At 30.6% G+C, this 19934-nt stretch carries 18 protein-coding genes; 14 read left to right on the top strand and 4 right to left on the bottom strand.

Annotated features, from left to right (window positions below; translation table 11 throughout):
* Window positions 1–42 precede the first annotated feature (42 nt).
* Window positions 43–1707, bottom strand: a complete 1665-nt coding sequence (locus tag P8H50_RS09355; protein WP_300208193.1) for a Na+/H+ antiporter NhaC family protein — start codon at window positions 1705–1707, stop codon at window positions 43–45.
* Between the two features lie 86 nt (window positions 1708–1793).
* On the opposite strand from P8H50_RS09355, the gene P8H50_RS09350 reads away from it, so the two are divergent.
* Window positions 1794–2816, top strand: a complete 1023-nt coding sequence (locus P8H50_RS09350; protein ID WP_300208190.1) for a metal-dependent hydrolase — start codon at window positions 1794–1796, stop codon at window positions 2814–2816.
* A gap of 54 nt (window positions 2817–2870) precedes the next feature.
* Here P8H50_RS09350 and P8H50_RS09345 read toward each other — a convergent pair whose 3' ends face one another.
* On the bottom strand, window positions 2871–4070 hold the full coding sequence (locus P8H50_RS09345) for an aminotransferase class I/II-fold pyridoxal phosphate-dependent enzyme (protein WP_300208188.1): 1200 nt from the start codon (window positions 4068–4070) through the stop codon (window positions 2871–2873).
* A gap of 176 nt (window positions 4071–4246) precedes the next feature.
* On the opposite strand from P8H50_RS09345, the gene P8H50_RS09340 reads away from it, so the two are divergent.
* From P8H50_RS09340 to P8H50_RS09310, 7 genes are all read left to right on the top strand, one after another.
* Window positions 4247–4705 carry an Lrp/AsnC family transcriptional regulator gene (locus tag P8H50_RS09340; protein ID WP_300208186.1) on the top strand — a complete coding sequence of 153 codons (459 nt, stop codon included), beginning with the start codon at window positions 4247–4249 and terminating at the stop codon, window positions 4703–4705.
* Window positions 4706–4886: 181 nt separating this feature from the next.
* Window positions 4887–5348 (top strand): CPBP family intramembrane glutamic endopeptidase, encoded by a 462-nt coding sequence (locus tag P8H50_RS09335; RefSeq protein WP_300208183.1) that lies wholly within the window; start codon window positions 4887–4889, stop codon window positions 5346–5348.
* A 75-nt stretch (window positions 5349–5423) separates the two neighbouring features.
* Entirely contained in the window at window positions 5424–5651 is a 228-nt protein-coding gene (locus tag P8H50_RS09330) for a hypothetical protein (protein WP_300208182.1), read from the top strand.
* The gene (locus P8H50_RS09325; protein ID WP_300208179.1) at window positions 5648–6193 is read left to right on the top strand and encodes a LuxR C-terminal-related transcriptional regulator; all 546 of its coding nucleotides are present in this window, start codon (window positions 5648–5650) and stop codon (window positions 6191–6193) included. Before P8H50_RS09330 ends, P8H50_RS09325 begins: the two co-directional genes overlap by 4 nt.
* 244 nt (window positions 6194–6437) lie before the next feature.
* On the top strand, window positions 6438–7838 hold the full coding sequence (gene lpdA / locus P8H50_RS09320) for a dihydrolipoyl dehydrogenase (protein WP_300208175.1): 1401 nt from the start codon (window positions 6438–6440) through the stop codon (window positions 7836–7838).
* Window positions 7839–7919: 81 nt separating this feature from the next.
* Window positions 7920–8327, top strand: coding sequence for a DUF2721 domain-containing protein (locus P8H50_RS09315; RefSeq protein WP_300208172.1), 408 nt, complete (start codon window positions 7920–7922; stop codon window positions 8325–8327).
* Between the two features lie 29 nt (window positions 8328–8356).
* The gene (locus P8H50_RS09310) at window positions 8357–8965 is read left to right on the top strand and encodes a hypothetical protein (RefSeq protein ID WP_300208170.1); all 609 of its coding nucleotides are present in this window, start codon (window positions 8357–8359) and stop codon (window positions 8963–8965) included.
* A gap of 51 nt (window positions 8966–9016) precedes the next feature.
* On the opposite strand, the gene P8H50_RS09305 is transcribed toward P8H50_RS09310, so the two are convergent.
* Both P8H50_RS09305 and P8H50_RS09300 read right to left on the bottom strand, forming a co-directional pair.
* Complete coding sequence (locus P8H50_RS09305) at window positions 9017–9610, bottom strand: hypothetical protein (protein ID WP_300208168.1); 594 nt, start codon at window positions 9608–9610, stop codon at window positions 9017–9019.
* A gap of 99 nt (window positions 9611–9709) precedes the next feature.
* On the bottom strand, window positions 9710–11065 hold the full coding sequence (locus P8H50_RS09300; RefSeq protein WP_300208166.1) for a DEAD/DEAH box helicase: 1356 nt from the start codon (window positions 11063–11065) through the stop codon (window positions 9710–9712).
* Between the two features lie 118 nt (window positions 11066–11183).
* Here P8H50_RS09300 and P8H50_RS09295 point away from each other — a divergent pair, with 118 nt between their 5' ends.
* The 6 genes from P8H50_RS09295 to P8H50_RS09270 all read left to right on the top strand — a co-directional run bounded on the left by P8H50_RS09295 (window position 11184) and on the right by P8H50_RS09270 (window position 19900).
* Window positions 11184–12476, top strand: a complete 1293-nt coding sequence (locus P8H50_RS09295; protein ID WP_300208163.1) for an anthranilate synthase component I family protein — start codon at window positions 11184–11186, stop codon at window positions 12474–12476.
* A 108-nt stretch (window positions 12477–12584) separates the two neighbouring features.
* A complete protein-coding gene (locus tag P8H50_RS09290) occupies window positions 12585–12899 on the top strand; it encodes a four helix bundle protein (RefSeq protein WP_300208161.1) in 315 nt (104 codons plus the stop codon).
* 64 nt (window positions 12900–12963) lie between these two features.
* Window positions 12964–14280 carry a tRNA lysidine(34) synthetase TilS gene (gene tilS / locus P8H50_RS09285; RefSeq protein ID WP_300208159.1) on the top strand — a complete coding sequence of 439 codons (1317 nt, stop codon included), beginning with the start codon at window positions 12964–12966 and terminating at the stop codon, window positions 14278–14280.
* Complete coding sequence (locus tag P8H50_RS09280) at window positions 14277–16643, top strand: cytochrome c biogenesis protein CcdA (RefSeq protein ID WP_300208155.1); 2367 nt, start codon at window positions 14277–14279, stop codon at window positions 16641–16643. Before tilS ends, P8H50_RS09280 begins: the two co-directional genes overlap by 4 nt.
* 49 nt (window positions 16644–16692) lie before the next feature.
* Window positions 16693–18318, top strand: coding sequence for an adenine deaminase (ade, locus tag P8H50_RS09275; protein WP_300208152.1), 1626 nt, complete (start codon window positions 16693–16695; stop codon window positions 18316–18318).
* Window positions 18319–18361: 43 nt separating this feature from the next.
* Window positions 18362–19900, top strand: coding sequence for a YifB family Mg chelatase-like AAA ATPase (locus P8H50_RS09270; protein ID WP_300208149.1), 1539 nt, complete (start codon window positions 18362–18364; stop codon window positions 19898–19900).
* Window positions 19901–19934 lie beyond the last annotated feature (34 nt).

Raw genomic sequence — 19934 nt, 5'->3', positions numbered from 1 at the left:
AGCCAACACAATTGTGTTGGCTTTTTTATATAATACTATTTTTTATTTTTTTGCTATTTGTCTTATTTTAAGATTAAGAGCTGCAAAGAATAAAGTTGTAAATGGACTTAACCAATTAAAAATGGCATACACAAAATACTCACCTACACCTACACCTAATACTCCAGATTGGTATGCTCCACAAGTATTCCAAGGAATAAGTACAGAAGTTACAGTACCTGAATCTTCTAAAGTTCTACTTAAGTTTTCTGGCGCTAATCCTTTATCTTCATAAGCTTTTTTAAACATCTTTCCAGGTATTACTAATGCTAAATATTGATCACTAGCAATTGCGTTTAAACCTAAACAACTAATTACTGTACTTGCAAATAAACCAAATACTGTAGTTGCGACAGATAGTAATGCTTTTGTTATTCTTGCTAAAGCACCTATGGCATCCATAATGCCACCAAAAACCATTGCACAACAGATTAGGTAAATAGTCCAAAGCATTCCATTCATTCCTCCTGAACTAAAAAGCTTTTTCAATCTTTTAATAGTTATTAGTTTATCTAAATTTTCAGCTTTATTTTTAATTACAGTTTGATCTTTATATTCTGATGAAAAGAAAGTTTTTAAATTTTCAACAGTATATACTCCTTTTAAATCATCGCCTGTAAAAATATTTTGGAGCTTTTCATCTTTATTAATTTTTTCTAAATCTTGTTCAGATAAAGCTGCTTTATAAGTTGTATCATCAATTTCAACACTTGTATCTGTAAGTATAGAATTTATTATAGTTTTTGAAGAAGAATCTGTTATAGAACTAATAAGCTTTGGTTGAAAAATAAAAGCAAATATTATTGCTAATATAACACCTGAAGCTAAAGCTATTAAAGGTTTTGTTTTAAATAGGATTAATACAATTACTCCAACAGGAACTAAGAAAAGAAGAGGAGTTATATTAAAATAGGTATCTATTGTTTCTAATATAAATGCTGTATCTGAACTACCTGATGTGTCAATAGTTGTGCTTAAAATAGAAAAAACAATTAAAGTAATTATTATTGTAGGTACAGTAGTAATGGTCATGTAGCGAATGTGTGTAAACAAATCTGTTCCAGCCATAGCAGGCGCAAGGTTAGTAGTATCGCTTAAGGGTGACATTTTATCTCCAAAATATGCGCCTGAAATTACAGCTCCTGCAATCATTCCAGTTGGAATACCAAGTGCGCTACCAATACCAATTAAAGCAATACCAACTGTTGCAGAGGTTGTCCATGAACTTCCTGTTGCAATAGAAATAATTGCAGCAATAATAACAGAAGCTGGTAAAAATATAGCTGGACTTAAAACTTGTAATCCATAATGTACCATTGCGGGAATTACACCACTAACTAGCCATGTTCCTGCTAATGCACCAACTAAAAATAAAATCATTAATGGCACAAAAACACTTTTAAGGTTTTCCCAAATTTCTTGAATCATGACGATAAAAGGAACTTTATTTAAGAAGCCACCAACCATTGCAACAAATCCACCTATTAATAAAATAATTTGATTAGTATAACCACCAAACCATTCTTGATCTTCAACAAAAAAGATATTATAAGCCAATAGTCCCATTAAAATTACAACAGGAACAAGTGCTTCAAAGATGTTTAATTCTTTATTATCTATTATTTTTTGATCTTTAATATCTATTTCCGAAAGATTATCGTCTTGCATATTAGTTAGTTTTTTTAGATATGTAATGTTACGATTTTAGAATAAAGTATGCAAATTGAATTCCTTGATGTATGTTTGCAATAATTATGGATTCATTAACGCAAATAGTTTTAGGAGCAGCTTGTGGAGAAGCAGTTTTAGGAAGAAAGATAGGAAATAAAGCCTTGCTTTTTGGTGCTATTGCTGGCACAATTCCAGATTTAGATGTATTTATTGGAAGACTATTTTATAATAATGAAATAGATAATATGCTCTTTCATCGTGGCTTTATGCATTCTATTTTGTTTTCGGTTATTGGAGCTTTTCTTTTTGGTTGGTTGGTGTATATATTGTATAATTCTGGAAAAAGAAAAGATACAACAACATTAAACAATTGGATTCTGTTATTCTTTTGGGCACTTTTCACGCATCCAATATTAGATTGTTTTACACCATATGGCACACAATTATTTGCACCATTTTCTAATTATCGAGTAGCTTTTAATAATATTGCTGTTGCTGATCCAGCTTATACATTACCTTTTTTAATTTGTATGATTGTTTTAATGTTTTACAATAGACAATCTATGAAAAGAGTACAATGGCTCAGATTTGGAATAGGAATAAGTTCAATATACATGCTATTTACAATAGGAAATAAACTTTATATAGATAGTGTTTTTAAAGCGTCTTTAGCTGAAGAAAACATTAAGTATTTAAGATACAGTGCTCAACCTTCAATATTAAATAATATTCTATGGTATGCTATTGCAGAAACCGAAACATCTTACAAGGTTGCTTACTACTCTTTGTTAGATGAAAGTAGCCGTTTTTCTGAATGGCAAACACTACCAAAAACCAAAGATATTTCAATTTTAGACTATAAAGATTTAAAAGACTTAGCTTGGTTTAGTAACAATTATTATAGTGTTGAAAAAACTACTGATTCTGAATATTTATACAATGATTTGAGGTACCCATTGGTAAAAACTAAAAAAGGATATGAATCTGTTTTTAGCCTGATGCTTTTTAAGGAAAATAATAGATTAAACATGAAACCGTTTGCTCCTAAAGTTGATGATTTTGGTGAGACTATGTCTAATATGTTTCAACGTTTAAAAGGAATATAAAAGCCCTTTGAAATTAATCAAAAGGCTTTTTAATTTTATTATTTTAATTCTAAATTAAAGAATGCTTAATGTTTTCATACAGTCTTTCATCATATTAAAAGTACGCTCAATATCTGCATCTAATCCAATAGAAAAACGAATTAACCCATCACTCAAACCCATTTCAGCTTGTTCGTCTTCAGGAATTTCAGAAGATGTAGAGCTTCCTGGTGCAGAGAACAACGTTTTATAAAAACCTAAACTTACAGCTAAGTAACCTAAGTTTTTTTCTTGCATCAATTCCATTAAAGCGTTTGCTTTTTCTAATGATCCAACATCTATGGTAAGCATGCCACCAAAACCATATTTATCATTCATCATACTTTTAAATAAGTCATGAGAAGGATGCGAAGCTAAACCAGGATAAACAGTTTTTAGTCCAAGACCTTCAAATTTATTAGCTAAATAGCTAGCATTTAAACTATGTTGTTGCATTCTAATATGTAAAGTTCTTAAGTTTTTTAAAACCGAAGCAGCTCTTAAGCTATCCATAGTAGAACCTAATAGCATACAAGCACCATCGTTTACGTTTCTTAAATCATTAATAAATTCTTGAGAACCACAAATAACACCACCAACAGTATCACTAGAACCATTAATAAATTTTGTTAAACTATGTATTACAATATCTGCACCTAATTCTGCTGGAGAAATAGATAAAGGTGAAAACGTATTATCTACAACTAATTTAAGATTGTGTTTTTTAGCTAGTTTAGATAAACCTTTAATATCTGCAACTTCTAATAAAGGATTACTTACAGATTCGCAGTACAGTATTTTTGTGTTGGGAGTGATTGCAGCTTCAACTACATCTAATTTTGTAATATCTACAAATGAAGTTGAAACATTAAATCTAGGAGTAAAGTTTTTTAAGAAAGCATAAGTTCCACCATAAATGGTTCTGCTAGAAACAACATGATCTCCAGCTCGACAAAGCTGCATAATTACTGGAGTAATTGCTCCCATACCAGAAGCAGTAACATTAGCAGTTTCTGTGCCTTCCATAGCAGCAAGTGCCTCTCCTAAATATAAATTAGAAGGAGTAGAGTGACGAGAGTATAAATAACAACCATCTGCATTTCCTTCAAAAGTATCGAACATGGTTTTTGCCGATAAAAAAGTATAAGTTGAAGAATCTGAAATTGAAGGATTAACACCTCCAAACTCACCAAAATATTGTAAGTCTTGAATATTATTTGCTGGTTTAAATGCCATAAGTTTTAGAAAAAAATTTATTGTTTATAGTTATATCATGTAAAATTGAGATTATTTAGAATATAAATCAATAGAACACTTAATAATTAGTTAATAAAACTAGATTAATAATTATTATTAGATTATTTTAAATATGTTTTGTTAAATTTATAACTTTAACTGAAAATTTTTCCAAAATGAGTTTCGATATTTTAGATACTAAATTAATTCACTTACTTCAAAAAGACAGTAAGCAAACAAATAAAGAGTTGTCAAATCAGTTAAATTTGTCTGTAACAGCTGTTTATGAGCGTATTAAAAAGCTTGAAAATAATGGTGTTATCAATAAATATGTTGCGCTAGTAAATAAGGAAAAAATCAACAAAGCGTTTGTTGCTTTTTGTCATATTAAATTAGAAAAACACACGCACGACTATGTTATAAAATTTGAAAAAGAAGTCGCAAAATTGCCAGAAGTTTTAGAATGTTATCATATAAGTGGAGATTTTGATTATTTACTAAAAGTTTTAGTAAAAGATATGGAAGCTTTTAGGGAGTTTATGGTAAGTAAACTAACTAGTATTAGTCATATTGGTAGTACACACAGTACTTTTATGATTAATGAGGTAAAACACACAACATCTATTTCTGTATAAAAAATTAATGGTTATGATGCATTCTACTGCTTATAAATTATCAGAATTTTTTATCATATTTATTCTTGTACCAGTTAGTTTTGTTTTAGATTTTTCAATTTGGATAAAGCTCACAGTTTCAATAATTGGGTTCCTTTACATTATATATTTACTATTAAAAATTGAAAACAAGAGGTTAAAATTGGCAAAACATATAAATTGGAATATTTTTTTTAAAAACACCATGCTAAAGTTATTAGTCATAGTAATTATTACTGTGGATTTTGTGTTTTTCTTCGATAAAGCAAACCTCTTTAAAGTGCTAATTAATAAACCTTTAAAATGGGTTGTTTTATTATTTATCTATTCTATTTTTTCTGTTTATCCTCAAGAGCTAATATTTAGAACCTTTTATTTTAGTCGTTATGATGCTTTATTTCAAAATAAAAAAGTATTCCTTTTTATTAATGCTGTAGTTTTTTCCTTAGCACATTTGTTTTTTAGAAATGCTTTGGTCATAATACTTACTTTTTTAGGAGGTTTACTCTTCGCATTTACATATAAAAAAACAAAATCTACACTATTAGTAACCATAGAGCACGCTATATATGGTTGCTGGCTCTTTACTGTTGGAATGGGAGATATGCTCGGTTTTCCTAGTTAAATTCTAAATTTTAATGTTTAACTTAGTTTGTATTTGTAAAAAATGGTAATTTAATGGTTTATATAATTTGTTTACATGAAGCATCAAAAAATTAAAGAGATTTACAAATCTATTTTCGAATCTTACAGTAATCCTTCTTTAGAAAACCACATTAAAAAAATAATAGAGCTTGATAGTTTTTTGCCTTATAGTTCTACATTTTTTTGCATCACTAATACTCAAGAATTAATGTTCGAATACATAAGTAAAAATTTTAAAACTTGTTTGGGTATAAATCCAATAGAACTTAAAAAAAAGGAATGAAATATTTCTGGAGTTTAATTCATCCAGATGATATAGAAGCATGGCTATCTGCTTTAAATCATTTAATGGAGTTTACACTATCTGAAATTACAGCAACACAAAGAGAAACAGCAAATTATACTTGGAATTATAGATTAAAAAATGCAAAAGGAGATTATGTAAATGTGATTCAAAATACTACACCTCTAGCATTCGATAGTGATATGAAGCCAATTATTGGTTTAGCACACTACACAGTGCTTTCAGATAAAATTAAAATGCCAATTACAGCCACAGCTATGCTGTTAAACAATAATAATGAGTACGAAACTATTTATTATAATAATTTTTCTCAAAAATTATTAAATTCAGGAATTAGTAATAGAGAGCGCGATATTATTAGGTTATTGGTTTTAAATTATTCTAGCAAAGCAATTTCTAGTAAACTAAATATTAATCCTCATACTGTAGACACGCATAGAAGAAACATTTTAAAGAAATTAAATATATCTTCAACTGGAGAATTAATTGGTATGCTTAAAATGAATAAAACCATACTTTAAAATTACTCAAATTGAGTATTGTAGAGTTTTATTATTATTTTGAACTTAGCTTTTGCTAATAATCAATATTTTTTTAAAAGCCTGTTTAAAGAACTTATTTCTTAAATAGGCTTTTTTTATTAAATAAATATGCGTTAAAATTCATACAATGCATTCGTAATTAGTCATTCAAAATTGTATTTTTGTATTGTAATTAAATTTGTCATTTCCGAGAAGACGGAAAATATAACAAAAACATTATTTTATGAGTAAATACGATGTGGCCATAATTGGTTCAGGACCTGGAGGATATGTAGCAGCAATACGTTGTGCACAACTAGGTATGAAAACAGCAATAATAGAAAAATATTCAACATTAGGAGGAACGTGTTTAAACGTTGGTTGTATTCCAAGTAAAGCGTTGTTAAGTTCCTCGCATCATTACGAAGAAGCAACAAAACACTTCCAAGAACATGGTATCGAAATTCCAGGAGAGATTAAAGTTAATCTTGAAAAAATGATTGGTCGTAAGCAAGCAGTTGTAGACCAAACAACAGGAGGAATAGATTATTTAATGAAGAAAAACAACATCGATGTATTTACAGGTGTTGGAAGTTTTAAAGATGCTACACACATAAAAATTGATGGTGAAGAAACCACAGAGATTGAAGCAAAATATAGCATTATTGCCACAGGCTCAAAGCCATCAAATTTACCATTTATAACATTAGATAAAGAACGCGTTATAACTTCTACCGAAGCTTTAAAGCTTAAAGAAATTCCAAAACATTTAATTATTATTGGAGGAGGCGTTATTGGTTTAGAATTAGGTCAAGTGTATCGTCGTTTAGGTGCAGAGGTTACTGTTGTAGAGTATATGGACAGAATTATACCTACAATGGATGCAGGCTTATCTAAAGAGTTAAACAAAGTGTTTAAAAAAGCAAAATGTAATATGATGCTCTCTCATAAGGTAGAATCTGTAGAACGTAATGGAGATGAAGTTGTTGTAAAAGCAAAAGATAAAAAAGGACAAGATGTGGAATTTAAAGGCGATTATTGCCTTGTTTCTGTAGGACGTCGTCCATATACAGAAGGTTTAAACTTAGAAGCAGCAGGTGTTAAATTAACAAATCGAGGACAAGTAGAAACAAACGAACATTTGCAAACCAATGTTTCTAATATTTATGCAATAGGAGATGTTGTAAAAGGTGCAATGTTAGCACATAAGGCAGAAGAAGAAGGCGTATTTGTTGCCGAAACTTTAGCAGGACAAAAACCACATATCGATTATAATTTAATTCCAGGTGTGGTTTACACATGGCCAGAAGTTGCTGCTGTTGGTAAAACAGAAGAAGAATTAAAAGAAGCAGGCACTAAATACAAAGTTGGGCAATTTCCATTTAGAGCTCTTGGTCGTGCCAGAGCAAGTGGAGATATTGACGGATTTGTAAAAATTCTTGCAGATGAAAATACAGATGAAGTATTAGGAGTACACATGATTGGGGCTCGCTGTGCAGATTTAATTGCAGAAGCTGTTGTAGCTATGGAGTTTAGAGCAAGTGCCGAAGATATTTCGCGTATGTCTCATGCACATCCTACATTTGCAGAAGCAGTAAAAGAAGCAGCATTAGCAGCTACTGAAGATTGTGCTTTGCATGTGTAAATAATTACTACATCATTAATAAAGAAGATTTTAAATATTAAAAAGCAAGCTATAAAGCTTGCTTTTTTTAATAAAAATAACATGAATGAATTAACGCTTAGCACACCAGCACTACTATTTTCAGCTATATCTTTAATTATGTTAGCTTATACTAATAGGTTTTTAGCCTATGCAGCTGTAGTAAGAAATTTAAAAGAAAAATTTTTACAGCAAAAAGATGAAGCACTACTACTTCAAATTAATAATTTAAAAAAACGATTATACCTTACACGTTCCATGCAAATATATGGTATCACCAGTTTATTACTTTGTGTGTTAACAATGTTCTTAATTTACGTTGGACAACATAATTTAGCAGTTTGGGTATTTGGTCTTGCGTTATTGTTGTTAATTTTATCTTTAGGATTTTTAATACGCGAAATTCAAATTTCGGTAGATGCATTAAACCACCATTTAAATGATATAGAATACCATCTAAATAAAAAATAATAAACTTTGTAATCGCAGCAATAATAAAGATGAATCTTCAACCCTTAAAAATACCATCAGGATGGACTGTAGAGTGGAATTTACTTACAGAAACAGATCCTACTACAGAAACAATACACGAGTTTACAGGCAGTTCATTATTATTAATAAATTCATCAACCAGATTAAAAGCTATAGATGTTTCTTGGCGACCAGAAGCCAATTTAAATGGTGCTTACCAGTTACAAGTTATTTGTATGCTTCCTAATTTTAATAAAAAAACTAATACAATGGAATATAGTGGTTTGTGGGAAACACCAGAACTAGAATTTACTACAAAAAACCGTTTAGAGTTAGTTAAAAAAATAAACCAATTACTACTAACTTTAAAGCCTTATAAAGATTCTCGCATTCTATTAAAGCCAGGTGTTGTAGATGAAGTAAACGAATCGATTAGACAAGAATTGCTTTTAGGATTGACATCTAACGTGGTAATCAAAGTTATAGAATCTAATCATAAAATTCTTCAAGACTTGCTATTAGATCATCAAGCAATTACTAAAGCAGTAGTTGAAAATTTAGCCAAAAATGGGATAACAAAAGGTGTTAAAAATAAAGCAAAACAACTCTTAAATAGTAAGCGTTTTAAACAGTTATAACCTCTTTTAAATAGTATTGAGATATTTCTTTATTATAAAAATGGACAGCTTTTAAATAGCCTTTATTAAATCTTCAATACGTAATCTTTTGTTATAATTACTTTCATTAGTTTCTCGAATAAAACATTGAGAACTTATAAGGTTATTATTAGCTTTATCAATTAATTCTTTTGAAGTAAAAGGACCATATTCTTTAGATTTTTCTATGTAATAATACTCGTGTGTATAAATAATATCTTTAGCTTTATTTATATATCTAGAATGCAAAAAGCGCCTTATAGAATCTTGGCTGTCTAATGGTGTATCACTTTTACTTTCATTAACAAACACTGCTAAATTTTTAGACTTTCTGTCTATATCAAGTGTTAAGAGATGATTTTCTCTAAACATTATTTTAATAATATTAATTTCATCGTCGCTAGTAATACGAATGAATTCTGCATTTACATAATGCCATTCTCCTTTAGAAATAATATTGTTTTTAGTAATAGAAAGTACATTGTTTTTATGAAAACGATAGATGGTCTTTCTTGTTTTAATATCATTTATTAGAACCCAATTATTATCTATCAATATAGACGTGTAATTAAAGTCGTCTTTGGAGAAATCTGAATTATTGATTTGATTGTGAGTCGATGATGGCATCCTTAAATTTAAGCTAATGAATTTAATATTTAAAATTAAACGCCAATTTTAAGATAAACGTATCTTGAGGCAATTAAAAAACAGGATAATATTATAACACTATTTATTCTTATTTTTTCTGTGGTAATTCTTGTCTCCTCTAGTTTTTGGTTTTTTATACTTTGCTGCAATTTTAAATTTGTAAGAACCTCCTTGGTTTTCTTTAGAATTTTTTTCAGATTTTTCATGAAAAGCAGGACCAGGAGCATCTTCGTCTTTTAAACGTTTGTGCGGATTATTGTGTTCTTTAATTTGTGGTCTTTCCTCTTCAATAAGTTCTTTAGAAATTTCTACTTCAGCAGGTAAATCTAGAACTTCAACTTGCATTTGCATTAAAGTTTCAATGTCTTCTATTGCATGCTCATCTTTTTCTGTTGTTATTACTATCGCATTTCCTTCGCGTTCTGCACGCCCAGTTCTACCAATTCTGTGCATATAATTTTCTGGAAATTCTGGTGTGTCAAAATTAATAACATGAGAAACATTATCGATATCTAAACCACGAGCCATAACATCTGTAGCCACTAAAATTCTATTAATACCTTCTCGAAATTGTTCTATGCTGCGTAACCTATAGTTTTGTGTTTTGTTAGAGTGAATAACACAAAGTTCTTCGTTATATTCTTCATCTAAAGCTTCAAAAAGACGATCTGCCATTTTTTTGTAAGCTACAAAGATTAAGACTTTATTATAAGTTCCTTCATCTTGAAGCAAATGCTTTAGTAAGTTTAGTTTTGTATAAAAATTAGGCGCTTTATAACGTACTTGCTTAATGTTTTCTAAAGGAGTTCCAGAGGTAGCAATAGATACTTTTTCTGGAGACTTAAAGAAATCGGTGATTAATTCATCTACATGATGCGTCATGGTTGCAGAGAACATAATGTTTTGGCGACGCTCTGGCAATAAATCGAAAATATTAATAAGTTGATGTCTAAAGCCTAAGTCTAGCATGACATCTACTTCATCAATTATTAGTTTTTGAATAGATTTTAATTGCAAAACTCTGCTTAAAGCTAAATCATACAAACGACCAGGAGTTGCAACTAGAATATCTATACCTTCGGCAATGGCTTTTTTTTGTGTGTTAATATTTGTACCACCATAAACACCTAGAACACGAGTATTTATGTATTTTGTTAATTTTTCAATTTCATCTACAACTTGAACCACAAGCTCTCTTGTAGGAACTAAAACTAAAACTCTTGGGTTTTCTTGTTTAGAAAATGGTAAGTTTTTAAGCACAGGTAGCATATAAGCAAACGTTTTACCTGTTCCAGTTTGTGCAATACCAACCATATCTTTTCCGCTGGCAACAACGCTAAAAGCTTCGGCTTGAATAGGAGTAGGCGTTGTAAAGCCTAAATCGTCAAGCGCATTATATAATGGTGTATTTAAGTTTAAATCTCTAAATGTCATGCTGCAAAGTTAGTTTGTTAATATTGAAATCGCTAATCATTTTTGTTTTGTATCAAAAAACAATAAGTAGTTTTTAATATGATTAAAATTTCGGTACTTTGTAATCAATCACATCACATTGAGGACTCAGCAAAAACACAACATTAAAAACATAGAAATATTCAAGCAAAATTTACTTGTTTGGGCTCAGCAATTTAATAATGTGGTTTGGTTAGACTCTAATAATTATAGTCAAAACTATTCCAGTTATGATGCCATTTTAGCAGTAGATGCGTTTACAGCCATACAAACTGATTATACTAATGCTTTCGATAAATTAAAAACGTATTATACTACAACAAACGATTGGATTTTTGGTTACTTAACCTACGATTTAAAAAATGATACCGAAGCCTTAGAATCTATTAATGATGATGGTTTAGATTTTTCAGATTTGTTTTTTTTTCAACCCAAAAAAATATTTTTAATAAAAGGAAATACACTTGAAACGCAATATTTAAATGCTGTAAATGATGAGTTGGAAGCAGATTTATTAGACATTGAAAAATCTAACAATCCATCAATAGAAAAATTTAAAAATTCAATAAAAATTAAACTAAAAATACACAAAGACGAGTATTTTAATAAAGTAACAACAATATTATCTCACATACATAGAGGCGATATTTACGAAGCCAATTTTTGCCAAGAATTTTATGCTGAAAACACGACTATTCAACCTTTAGAAACTTACAACAAGCTTAATGCTATTTCAAAACCACCTTTTGCAACGTTTTTAAAAGTTGGTAGTAAATATTTATTGTCTGCTTCACCAGAACGCTACATAAAAAAAACAGGAACTAAAATAGTTTCTCAGCCTATAAAAGGCACAGCAAAAAGAGATAAAGACCTTATTATGGATTCCATTTTAAAAAATGATTTGGTAAGCGATGAAAAGGAACGAAGTGAAAATATTATGATTGTTGATTTGGTTAGAAACGATTTATCTTTAACAGCAAAAAAAGGAACAGTAAAAGTCGAAGAATTATGTAAGATTTATAGTTTCGATCAAGTGCATCAAATGATTTCAACTGTGGTTTCAGAAGTTGATGTAGACACAAATCCTATAGATATTATAAAAACTACTTTTCCAATGGGAAGCATGACTGGAGCACCAAAAATTTCAGCAATGCAAATTATAGAAGACCTAGAAGAAACCAAACGCGGTTTATATTCTGGAAGTGTAGGTTATATTAAGCCAAATGGAGATTTCGATTTTAATGTAGTGATTAGGAGTATTTTATATAATGAAGCTAACAAATACGTGTCGTATTCTGTTGGTGGTGCAATTACTGCTAAAAGCGAACCTTTAAAGGAATATGAAGAATGTTTAGTGAAAGCAAAGGCTATGCGAGAAGTGTTGGAAGGGTAAGTGTAGAAGGTAAGAGGGATAAGGCTAAAGTTATAAGGGATAAGCACATGGAGAAATTGCAATAACAAGAAGTGAAATAGAAAAAGATAAAAAGCTTAAATTTGTATTATGAAGAGTTATAGAGATTTAATTGTTTGGAATAAATCGGTTAATATGGTGACTCTAGTAAATGCCTTGATTAAAAATTTTCCTAGTGATGAAAAATTTGGATTAACCTCTCACATTAAACTGAGTTCAGTTTCCATTCCTTCAAATATAGCTGAAGGTTTTGGTCGAAATTACACTAAAGACTATGCTCGCTTTTTACAAATTTCTAGAGGATCACTATTTGAAATGCAGACACAATTGCAAATAGCTGTAAACCTTGGTGTTATTTATGAAAATGAATTAACCGAAATTAAATCACTTTCAATAGAAGTATAAAAAATGCTTAATGTTTTAATCAAAAAAATGCTCAACTAATGCCTTGTGCCTAATAATTTATAACTTGCTTCAAAATTTCCAAAATCGTATAAAAATAAACCTTCCTTTTCTACAAGAAAGCAAGTTGCTTATAGCCATTTCTGGAGGACTAGATAGTGTTGTTTTAACACATTTATGTAAAGAAACTAAATTAGACATAGCATTAGCGCATTGCAATTTTAATTTAAGAGTTAAAGAAAGTGATGCAGATGAAATATTCGTTCAGGAATTAGCCAAAACTCTAAAATTAGAAGTCTTTATTCAACATTTTGACACTAGTAATTATGCCAAAGAAAACAAGTTGTCTATTCAAATGGCAGCTAGAGAATTACGCTATAATTGGTTTCAAGAATTAGCAGAACACTTAGATTTAGATTATATTTTGACTGCACATCATGCAGACGATAACCTAGAAACCTTTTTAATAAACCTAACGCGAGGTACAGGACTAGAAGGCTTAACTGGTATTCCAGAAACAAACGGAAACATAGTTAGACCATTATTAAGTTTTTCTCGTGATGTTATTCTAGACTATGCCAAAAGCAAACAATTAAAATGGAGAGAAGATAGTAGCAATGCATCTATAAAATATCTAAGAAACAAATTAAGACATGAAGTTATACCTAAGTTAAAAGAAGTCAATTCTAATGTGCTTCAAAACTTTGAAAACACATTACAACACCTTAGAGAAACTGAAGACATTGTAGAAGAAAGTGTAAATGCAGTTTTAAAACGCGCAATTATAGATATTAATAATGATGAAATCACTTACGATATTTCACAATTTTTAAAACTCAACAACCCAAAGGCCTATTTGTATGAAATTTTCAAACCGTTTGGTTTTACAGCTTTTAACGATATTTTAAGTTTGTTAACTGCGCAAAGTGGAAAACAAGTTGTATCTCAATCATTTAGATTGATAAAAGACCGAACACATTTAATTTTAGCACCTTTACCATTAGAAGATGACAATGAAGTAATAACAATTAATATTGAAGAAAAAGATAAAAGTATTCAAAACGGTATTATATTTTTTGAAAAAGCTGAAAGCGTCACCAAAACTTTAAAAAATGAAATATTTGTAGATGCTAAAACGTTAAACTACCCATTAACTGTAAGGAAGTGGAAAGAAGGCGACTATTTCTACCCATTAGGATTAAACGGTAAAAAGAAATTGAGCAAATACTTTAAAGATGAAAAACTATCTTTGTTAGATAAAGAAAAATGTCTGTTATTGTGTTCTAATAACGAAATAATCTGGGTAATAAATCATCGTGCAGATCAACGTTATAAAGTCAATAACACAACTAACAATATCATAAAAATAACATTTAAAAAATGAAGAAAATTTTAGCAGTAGTACTCTTGATATTTTCTATGCAAGTTTTGTTTGCACAAGTATTAGAACCAGTAAAATGGAACGGTAAAATTGAGAAAATATCAGACACTGAATATAATCTCATTTACGAAGCAACCATAGAAGACCACTGGCATTTATATTCCCAAAATCTTCCAGAAGGAGGTGCAATACCAACAGAGTTTATTTACAATGAAAATGTAGTATCAAAAGATTTTGAATTAATTGGAAAAGCTACAGAAAGCGAAAGCACCACAAAATTTGACAAGGTCTTTGAAATGGAGATGACCTATTTTGATTACGAAGCCACTTTTACTCAAAAAATTAAGGTTTTAAATCCAGAATTAACAACTATAGAAGTAGAGGTCAGTTACCAAGCTTGTGATGATGCAAAATGTTTTTTTCAGAGTAAAACTGTAGATTTTCAGATTAAAAAAGAAACTAAAAACGAAAGTAAAATACTAGATCCAGTAAAATGGACGTCGTCTGTTTATACACTAGGCAAAAACGAGTATGAAATAGAATACACAGCTGTTTTAGACGATAAGTGGCATATTTACTCTCAAGACAATACAGACCCAATGGGTCCAATAGCAACAGAGATTGCATTTAAAAATGAAAATAAAGACTTTGAGCTAGTTGGTGGTTTAAGAGAATCAAAAAGCATTGAAAAGTTTGAGAAAGCATTCGATATGGATGTAAAATACTTTTCTAATCAAGCCGTATTTACTCAAAAAATCAAAGTTTTAAATACAGATTTAAAAACAATAGAATCAGAAGCTTATTTTCAAGCCTGTGATGACGAAAAGTGTTTAGCACCAGCCTTTGTCGAATTCAAAACCAATTTAAAAGATGCTATAACTAGAATAGCTGTAGATAACACCAATTCTATTGATGAGACTAATAGAAATTCTAAAGGTTTATGGAGTATCTTTTTTATTGCCTTTTTGTCGGGTTTTGCAGCCTTACTAACACCTTGTGTTTTTCCAATGATACCAATGACTGTAAGTTTTTTTACTAAGCAAAGTAAATCTAAAGCAGCTGGAATAAAAAACGCTATTATTTATGGACTTTGTATTATAGTAATTTATGTATTATTAGGCACAGCTGTCACAGGAATATTTGGAGCAGACGCTTTAAATGCGCTAGCTACAAATGTTTGGTTTAATCTTATTTTCTTTTTATTACTAGTTGTTTTTGCTTTTTCATTTTTAGGTGCTTTCGAAATTATGCTACCTAATTCTTGGGCAAATAAAGTAGACTCTCAAGCCAATAGAGGAGGTATGGTTGGTATTTTCTTTATGGCATTAGCTTTAGCCATAGTATCGTTTTCATGTACAGGTCCAATTGTAGGTACACTTTTAGTAGAAGCAGCATCAAAAGGAGGTTTAGCACCAATTATTGGCATGTTAGGGTTCTCTATGGCAATTGCATTACCATTTGCATTATTTGCAGCTTTTCCTGGTTGGTTAAATTCTTTACCAAAATCTGGAGGTTGGTTAAATACAGTAAAAGTCGTTTTAGGGTTTTTAGAGTTAGCATTAGCATTTAAATTTTTATCGCAAGCAGACCTAGTTTTACAAATGCACCTACTAGAAAGAGAAGTATTTATTGCTATTTGGATTGCTATATTTGGAACTTTAGCATTATATCTTTTTGGTAAAATTCAATTGCCACACGATTCACCTTTAACACATATTTCTGTAGGTAGATTAAGCTTAGGATTAGTTGTTTTATCTTTTACCATATATATGATTCCTGGACTTTGGGGAGCACCATTAAATTTAATAAGTGCATTTCCACCACCTTTAGATTATAGCGAGTCGCCTTATGGCGTAGGAAACTCCAAAGGAGGAGGAAGTAGTGCAAGTAGTGATCATTCAGATTTGCCAGAAGGTGCTCACTTGTTAGCACCACACGATATTTTGGCATTTAACGACTACGATTTAGGTTTAGCCTATGCTAAAAAAGTGAATAAACCAGTAATGATTGACTTTACAGGTTGGGCTTGTGTAAACTGTAGAAAAATGGAACAAAATGTTTGGCCAAAGCCTAATATTCTAAATGCTTTAAAAAACGATGTGGTTTTAATCTCACTTTATGTAGATGATAAAAGACTGCTTGAAGAGGATGAAGTTGTAGATTCTAAACTTAGAGAAGGCAAAAAACTAAAGTATATAGGGCAAAAATGGAGCGAATTTCAAACCATTAAGTATAAGTCTAATACGCAACCTTATTATGTGTTAATGGATCATAATGAAGAAAACTTAATAGAACCAGTGGCCTTTACTCCAGATGCAAATGAGTATTACAATTGGCTAAAAACAGGTATAGATAATTTTAAATAACAAATTAAATCCTGCTTTTGCAGGATTTTTTTTACTGTATTTTTATAATATGAAAACAATAAAAGGCAACATAGTAGATATTCAAAATCATCTTATATTTAAAGGTGAAATCACTATAGAAGCCGGAATAATAAAGACTATTGTTGAAAAGGAACATAATGTAAACCATTACATTTTACCAGGTTTTATAGATGCTCACATACATATAGAAAGTTCTATGTTAGTGCCAAGCGAGTTTGCAAAATTAGCAGTAAGACATGGCACAGTTGCAACGGTTAGCGATCCTCACGAAATAGCAAATGTACTTGGTGTAAAAGGTGTAGAGTTTATGATTGAAAACGGAAAACAAACACCATTTAAATTCAATTTTGGAGCACCTTCTTGTGTTCCTGCAACTAGTTTTGAATCTGCAGGAGCAGTAATAGATTCTGATGACATTAAAACCTTAATGGCAAATTCAGATATTAAATATCTGGCCGAAATGATGAATTATCCTGGCGTACTTTTCGACGATGAAGAAGTCCTCAAAAAAATAGCTTGGGCAAAACACAATAACAAACCTATTGATGGTCATGCTCCTGGTTTAAGAGGTGAAGACATTACCAAATATATAGCAGCAGGAATATCTACAGACCATGAATGTTTTACTTTCGACGAAGCTTTAGAGAAGCTTCAAAAAGGTATGAAAGTGATTATTCGTGAAGGCAGTGCAGCAAAAAACTTTGATGCTTTAATAGATTTACTCCCAGAACATTTTAAAAACATAATGTTTTGTAGTGACGATAAACATCCAGACGATTTATTATTAGGTCATATCAATCAGCTTTGTGCTAGAGCAGTAAAAAAAGGCATCGATGTGTTTAAAGTGCTTCAAGCAGCTTGTTTAAACCCAATTAAACATTATAATTTAGACGTTGGGACTTTAAAAGTTGGTGAAACTGCAGATTGTATTGTAATTAAAGATTTAAAAGACTTTAAAACGCTTCAAACCTATATAAATGGTGAATTAGTTTTCGACCGTGGAAAAGTAAATATTTCAGATGTAGTTTTCGATAATCTAAATAATTTTAATTGTGATACAAAAAATGTAGAAAACTTTAGATTTAAAACTTCAGCTAAAAAAATCAGAGTTATAGAATGTTTTGATGGCGAATTAGTCACAAACGAAATTATTGCAGATGCTCTAATAGAAAACGGAAACTTAGTCTCTAATACAGAAACTGATGTTCTGAAAATGACCGTTGTAAATCGATATAATAACCAAAAACCTGCGATTGCTTTTATAAAAAATTTCGGACTAAAAGAAGGTGCAATAGCCAGTTCTGTAGGACACGATTCTCACAATATTATTGCTGTTGGAGTAGATGATGCTTCCATTTGTAAGGCAGTGAATGCAATAATTAATTTAAAAGGAGGTATTTGCGCAGTTAATGCTTCCGAAGAAAAAACACTAGCACTTCCAGTTGCAGGAATAATGAGTGATCAAGATGGTGAAACCATTGGTGCAAAATATGCAGCACTCGATAAAAAGGCAAAACAAATGGGAAGCAAGCTTAATGCTCCTTACATGTCCTTATCGTTTATGGCGTTATTAGTTATTCCTTCTTTAAAATTAAGTGATAAAGGCCTGTTTGATGGTAAAGGTTTTAAATTTACTAGTCTAGATATTAAATAATCTCTTTCTTTTTTTTAAATTTAAGTTCTAAAGGAATTTAAATATGCTAAAAAAAGTTTATGCAAGTGCTGTTTTTGGAGTTGAAGCTTCAACTATAACTGTAGAAGTAAATGTAGATGCTGGAATAGGCTATCATCTTGTAGGACTTCCAGATAATGCAATAAAAGAGAGTAATTATCGTATTGCAGCTGCTTTGCAAAATAATGGTTACAAAATTCCTGGTAAGAAAATTACCATTAATATGGCTCCTGCAGATTTAAGAAAGGAAGGCTCTGCTTACGATTTAACTTTAGCTATTGGTATTCTTACAGCATCAAAACAAATTCAAGCCGAAAATATAGAAGACTATCTAATAATGGGAGAACTCTCTCTCGATGGGAGTTTGCAACCTATTAAAGGCGCTTTGCCAATTGCCATTAAAGCAAAAGAAGAAGGTTTTAAAGGCTTTATTTTACCAATTCAAAATGCAAAAGAAGCAGCTATTGTTAATGACCTTAAAGTCTATGGAATAGATAATATTAAGCAGATCATTAATTTTTTTGATAAAAATGAAGCTATCGAAGAAACCATAATTAATACGCGAGAAGAGTTTTACAAGAATTTAGATTATCCAGATTTTGACTTTGCAGATGTAAAAGGCCAAGAAGGTATAAAACGCTGTATGGAAATTGCTGCAGCTGGTGGACATAACATTATTTTAGTTGGTCCTCCAGGCGCAGGAAAAACCATGTTAGCAAAGCGTTTGCCAAGTATTTTACCACCAATGTCGCTTAAAGAAGCCTTAGAAACTACAAAAATACATTCGGTTGTAGGTCGAGTAAAAGCCAATTCTGGCTTAATGGCACAACGTCCTTTTAGGAGTCCACATCACACCATTTCAAACGTGGCACTTGTAGGAGGAGGCAGTTATCCACAGCCAGGAGAAATTTCATTATGCCATAACGGTGTTTTGTTTTTAGATGAATTACCCGAATTTAAACGAGAAGTTTTAGAAGTCATGAGACAACCTTTAGAAGATAGGGAAGTCACTATTTCTAGAGCAAAATTTACGGTGACTTATCCATCGTCATTTATGTTGGTAGCTAGTATGAATCCAAGTCCTAGTGGCTATTTTAACGATCCAGATTCACCTGTAACCTCTAGTCCAGCAGAAATGCAACGCTATTTAAGTAAAATTTCTGGACCTTTATTAGATAGAATAGATATTCATATAGAAGTGACTCCTGTACCTTTCGATAAATTATCCGATGAACGTAAAGGCGAATCATCTATAGATATTAGAAAACGAGTTACAAAAGCAAGAGAAAGGCAAACAAAACGTTTTGAAGATTCTGAAACAGTACATTACAATGCACAAATGAATGTAAAGCAAATTCGTACACATTGTAAGTTAGATGATGCCTCAAAAACACTATTAAAAACAGCAATGGAACGCTTAAACCTATCTGCAAGAGCTTACGATCGTATTTTAAAAGTCTCTCGCACGATTGCCGATTTAGAAGGTGTTCAAGATATTAACGGTAGTCATATTAGCGAAGCTATTCAATACAGAAGTTTAGATAGAGAAGGTTGGCTTGGGTAATTTTCAGTTTCAGTTTTCATTTTACACTAATAAC

Source organism: Lacinutrix sp. (assembly GCF_029238095.1).
Classification (GTDB): domain Bacteria; phylum Bacteroidota; class Bacteroidia; order Flavobacteriales; family Flavobacteriaceae; genus Lacinutrix.
This window is presented reverse-complemented; position numbering and strand designations above follow the sequence as displayed.

Coding starts and splice junctions, on each gene's coding strand:
- P8H50_RS09355 (WP_300208193.1), bottom strand. CDS start 1,707: ATGCAAGACGATAATCTTTCGGAAATAGATATTAAAGATCAAAAAATA.
- P8H50_RS09350 (WP_300208190.1), top strand. CDS start 1,794: ATGGATTCATTAACGCAAATAGTTTTAGGAGCAGCTTGTGGAGAAGCA.
- P8H50_RS09345 (WP_300208188.1), bottom strand. CDS start 4,070: ATGGCATTTAAACCAGCAAATAATATTCAAGACTTACAATATTTTGGT.
- P8H50_RS09340 (WP_300208186.1), top strand. CDS start 4,247: ATGAGTTTCGATATTTTAGATACTAAATTAATTCACTTACTTCAAAAA.
- P8H50_RS09330 (WP_300208182.1), top strand. CDS start 5,424: ATGAAGCATCAAAAAATTAAAGAGATTTACAAATCTATTTTCGAATCT.
- P8H50_RS09325 (WP_300208179.1), top strand. CDS start 5,648: ATGAAATATTTCTGGAGTTTAATTCATCCAGATGATATAGAAGCATGG.
- lpdA (WP_300208175.1), top strand. CDS start 6,438: ATGAGTAAATACGATGTGGCCATAATTGGTTCAGGACCTGGAGGATAT.
- P8H50_RS09315 (WP_300208172.1), top strand. CDS start 7,920: ATGAATGAATTAACGCTTAGCACACCAGCACTACTATTTTCAGCTATA.
- P8H50_RS09310 (WP_300208170.1), top strand. CDS start 8,357: ATGAATCTTCAACCCTTAAAAATACCATCAGGATGGACTGTAGAGTGG.
- P8H50_RS09305 (WP_300208168.1), bottom strand. CDS start 9,610: ATGCCATCATCGACTCACAATCAAATCAATAATTCAGATTTCTCCAAA.
- P8H50_RS09300 (WP_300208166.1), bottom strand. CDS start 11,065: ATGACATTTAGAGATTTAAACTTAAATACACCATTATATAATGCGCTT.
- P8H50_RS09290 (WP_300208161.1), top strand. CDS start 12,585: ATGAAGAGTTATAGAGATTTAATTGTTTGGAATAAATCGGTTAATATG.
- P8H50_RS09280 (WP_300208155.1), top strand. CDS start 14,277: ATGAAGAAAATTTTAGCAGTAGTACTCTTGATATTTTCTATGCAAGTT.
- ade (WP_300208152.1), top strand. CDS start 16,693: ATGAAAACAATAAAAGGCAACATAGTAGATATTCAAAATCATCTTATA.
- P8H50_RS09270 (WP_300208149.1), top strand. CDS start 18,362: ATGCTAAAAAAAGTTTATGCAAGTGCTGTTTTTGGAGTTGAAGCTTCA.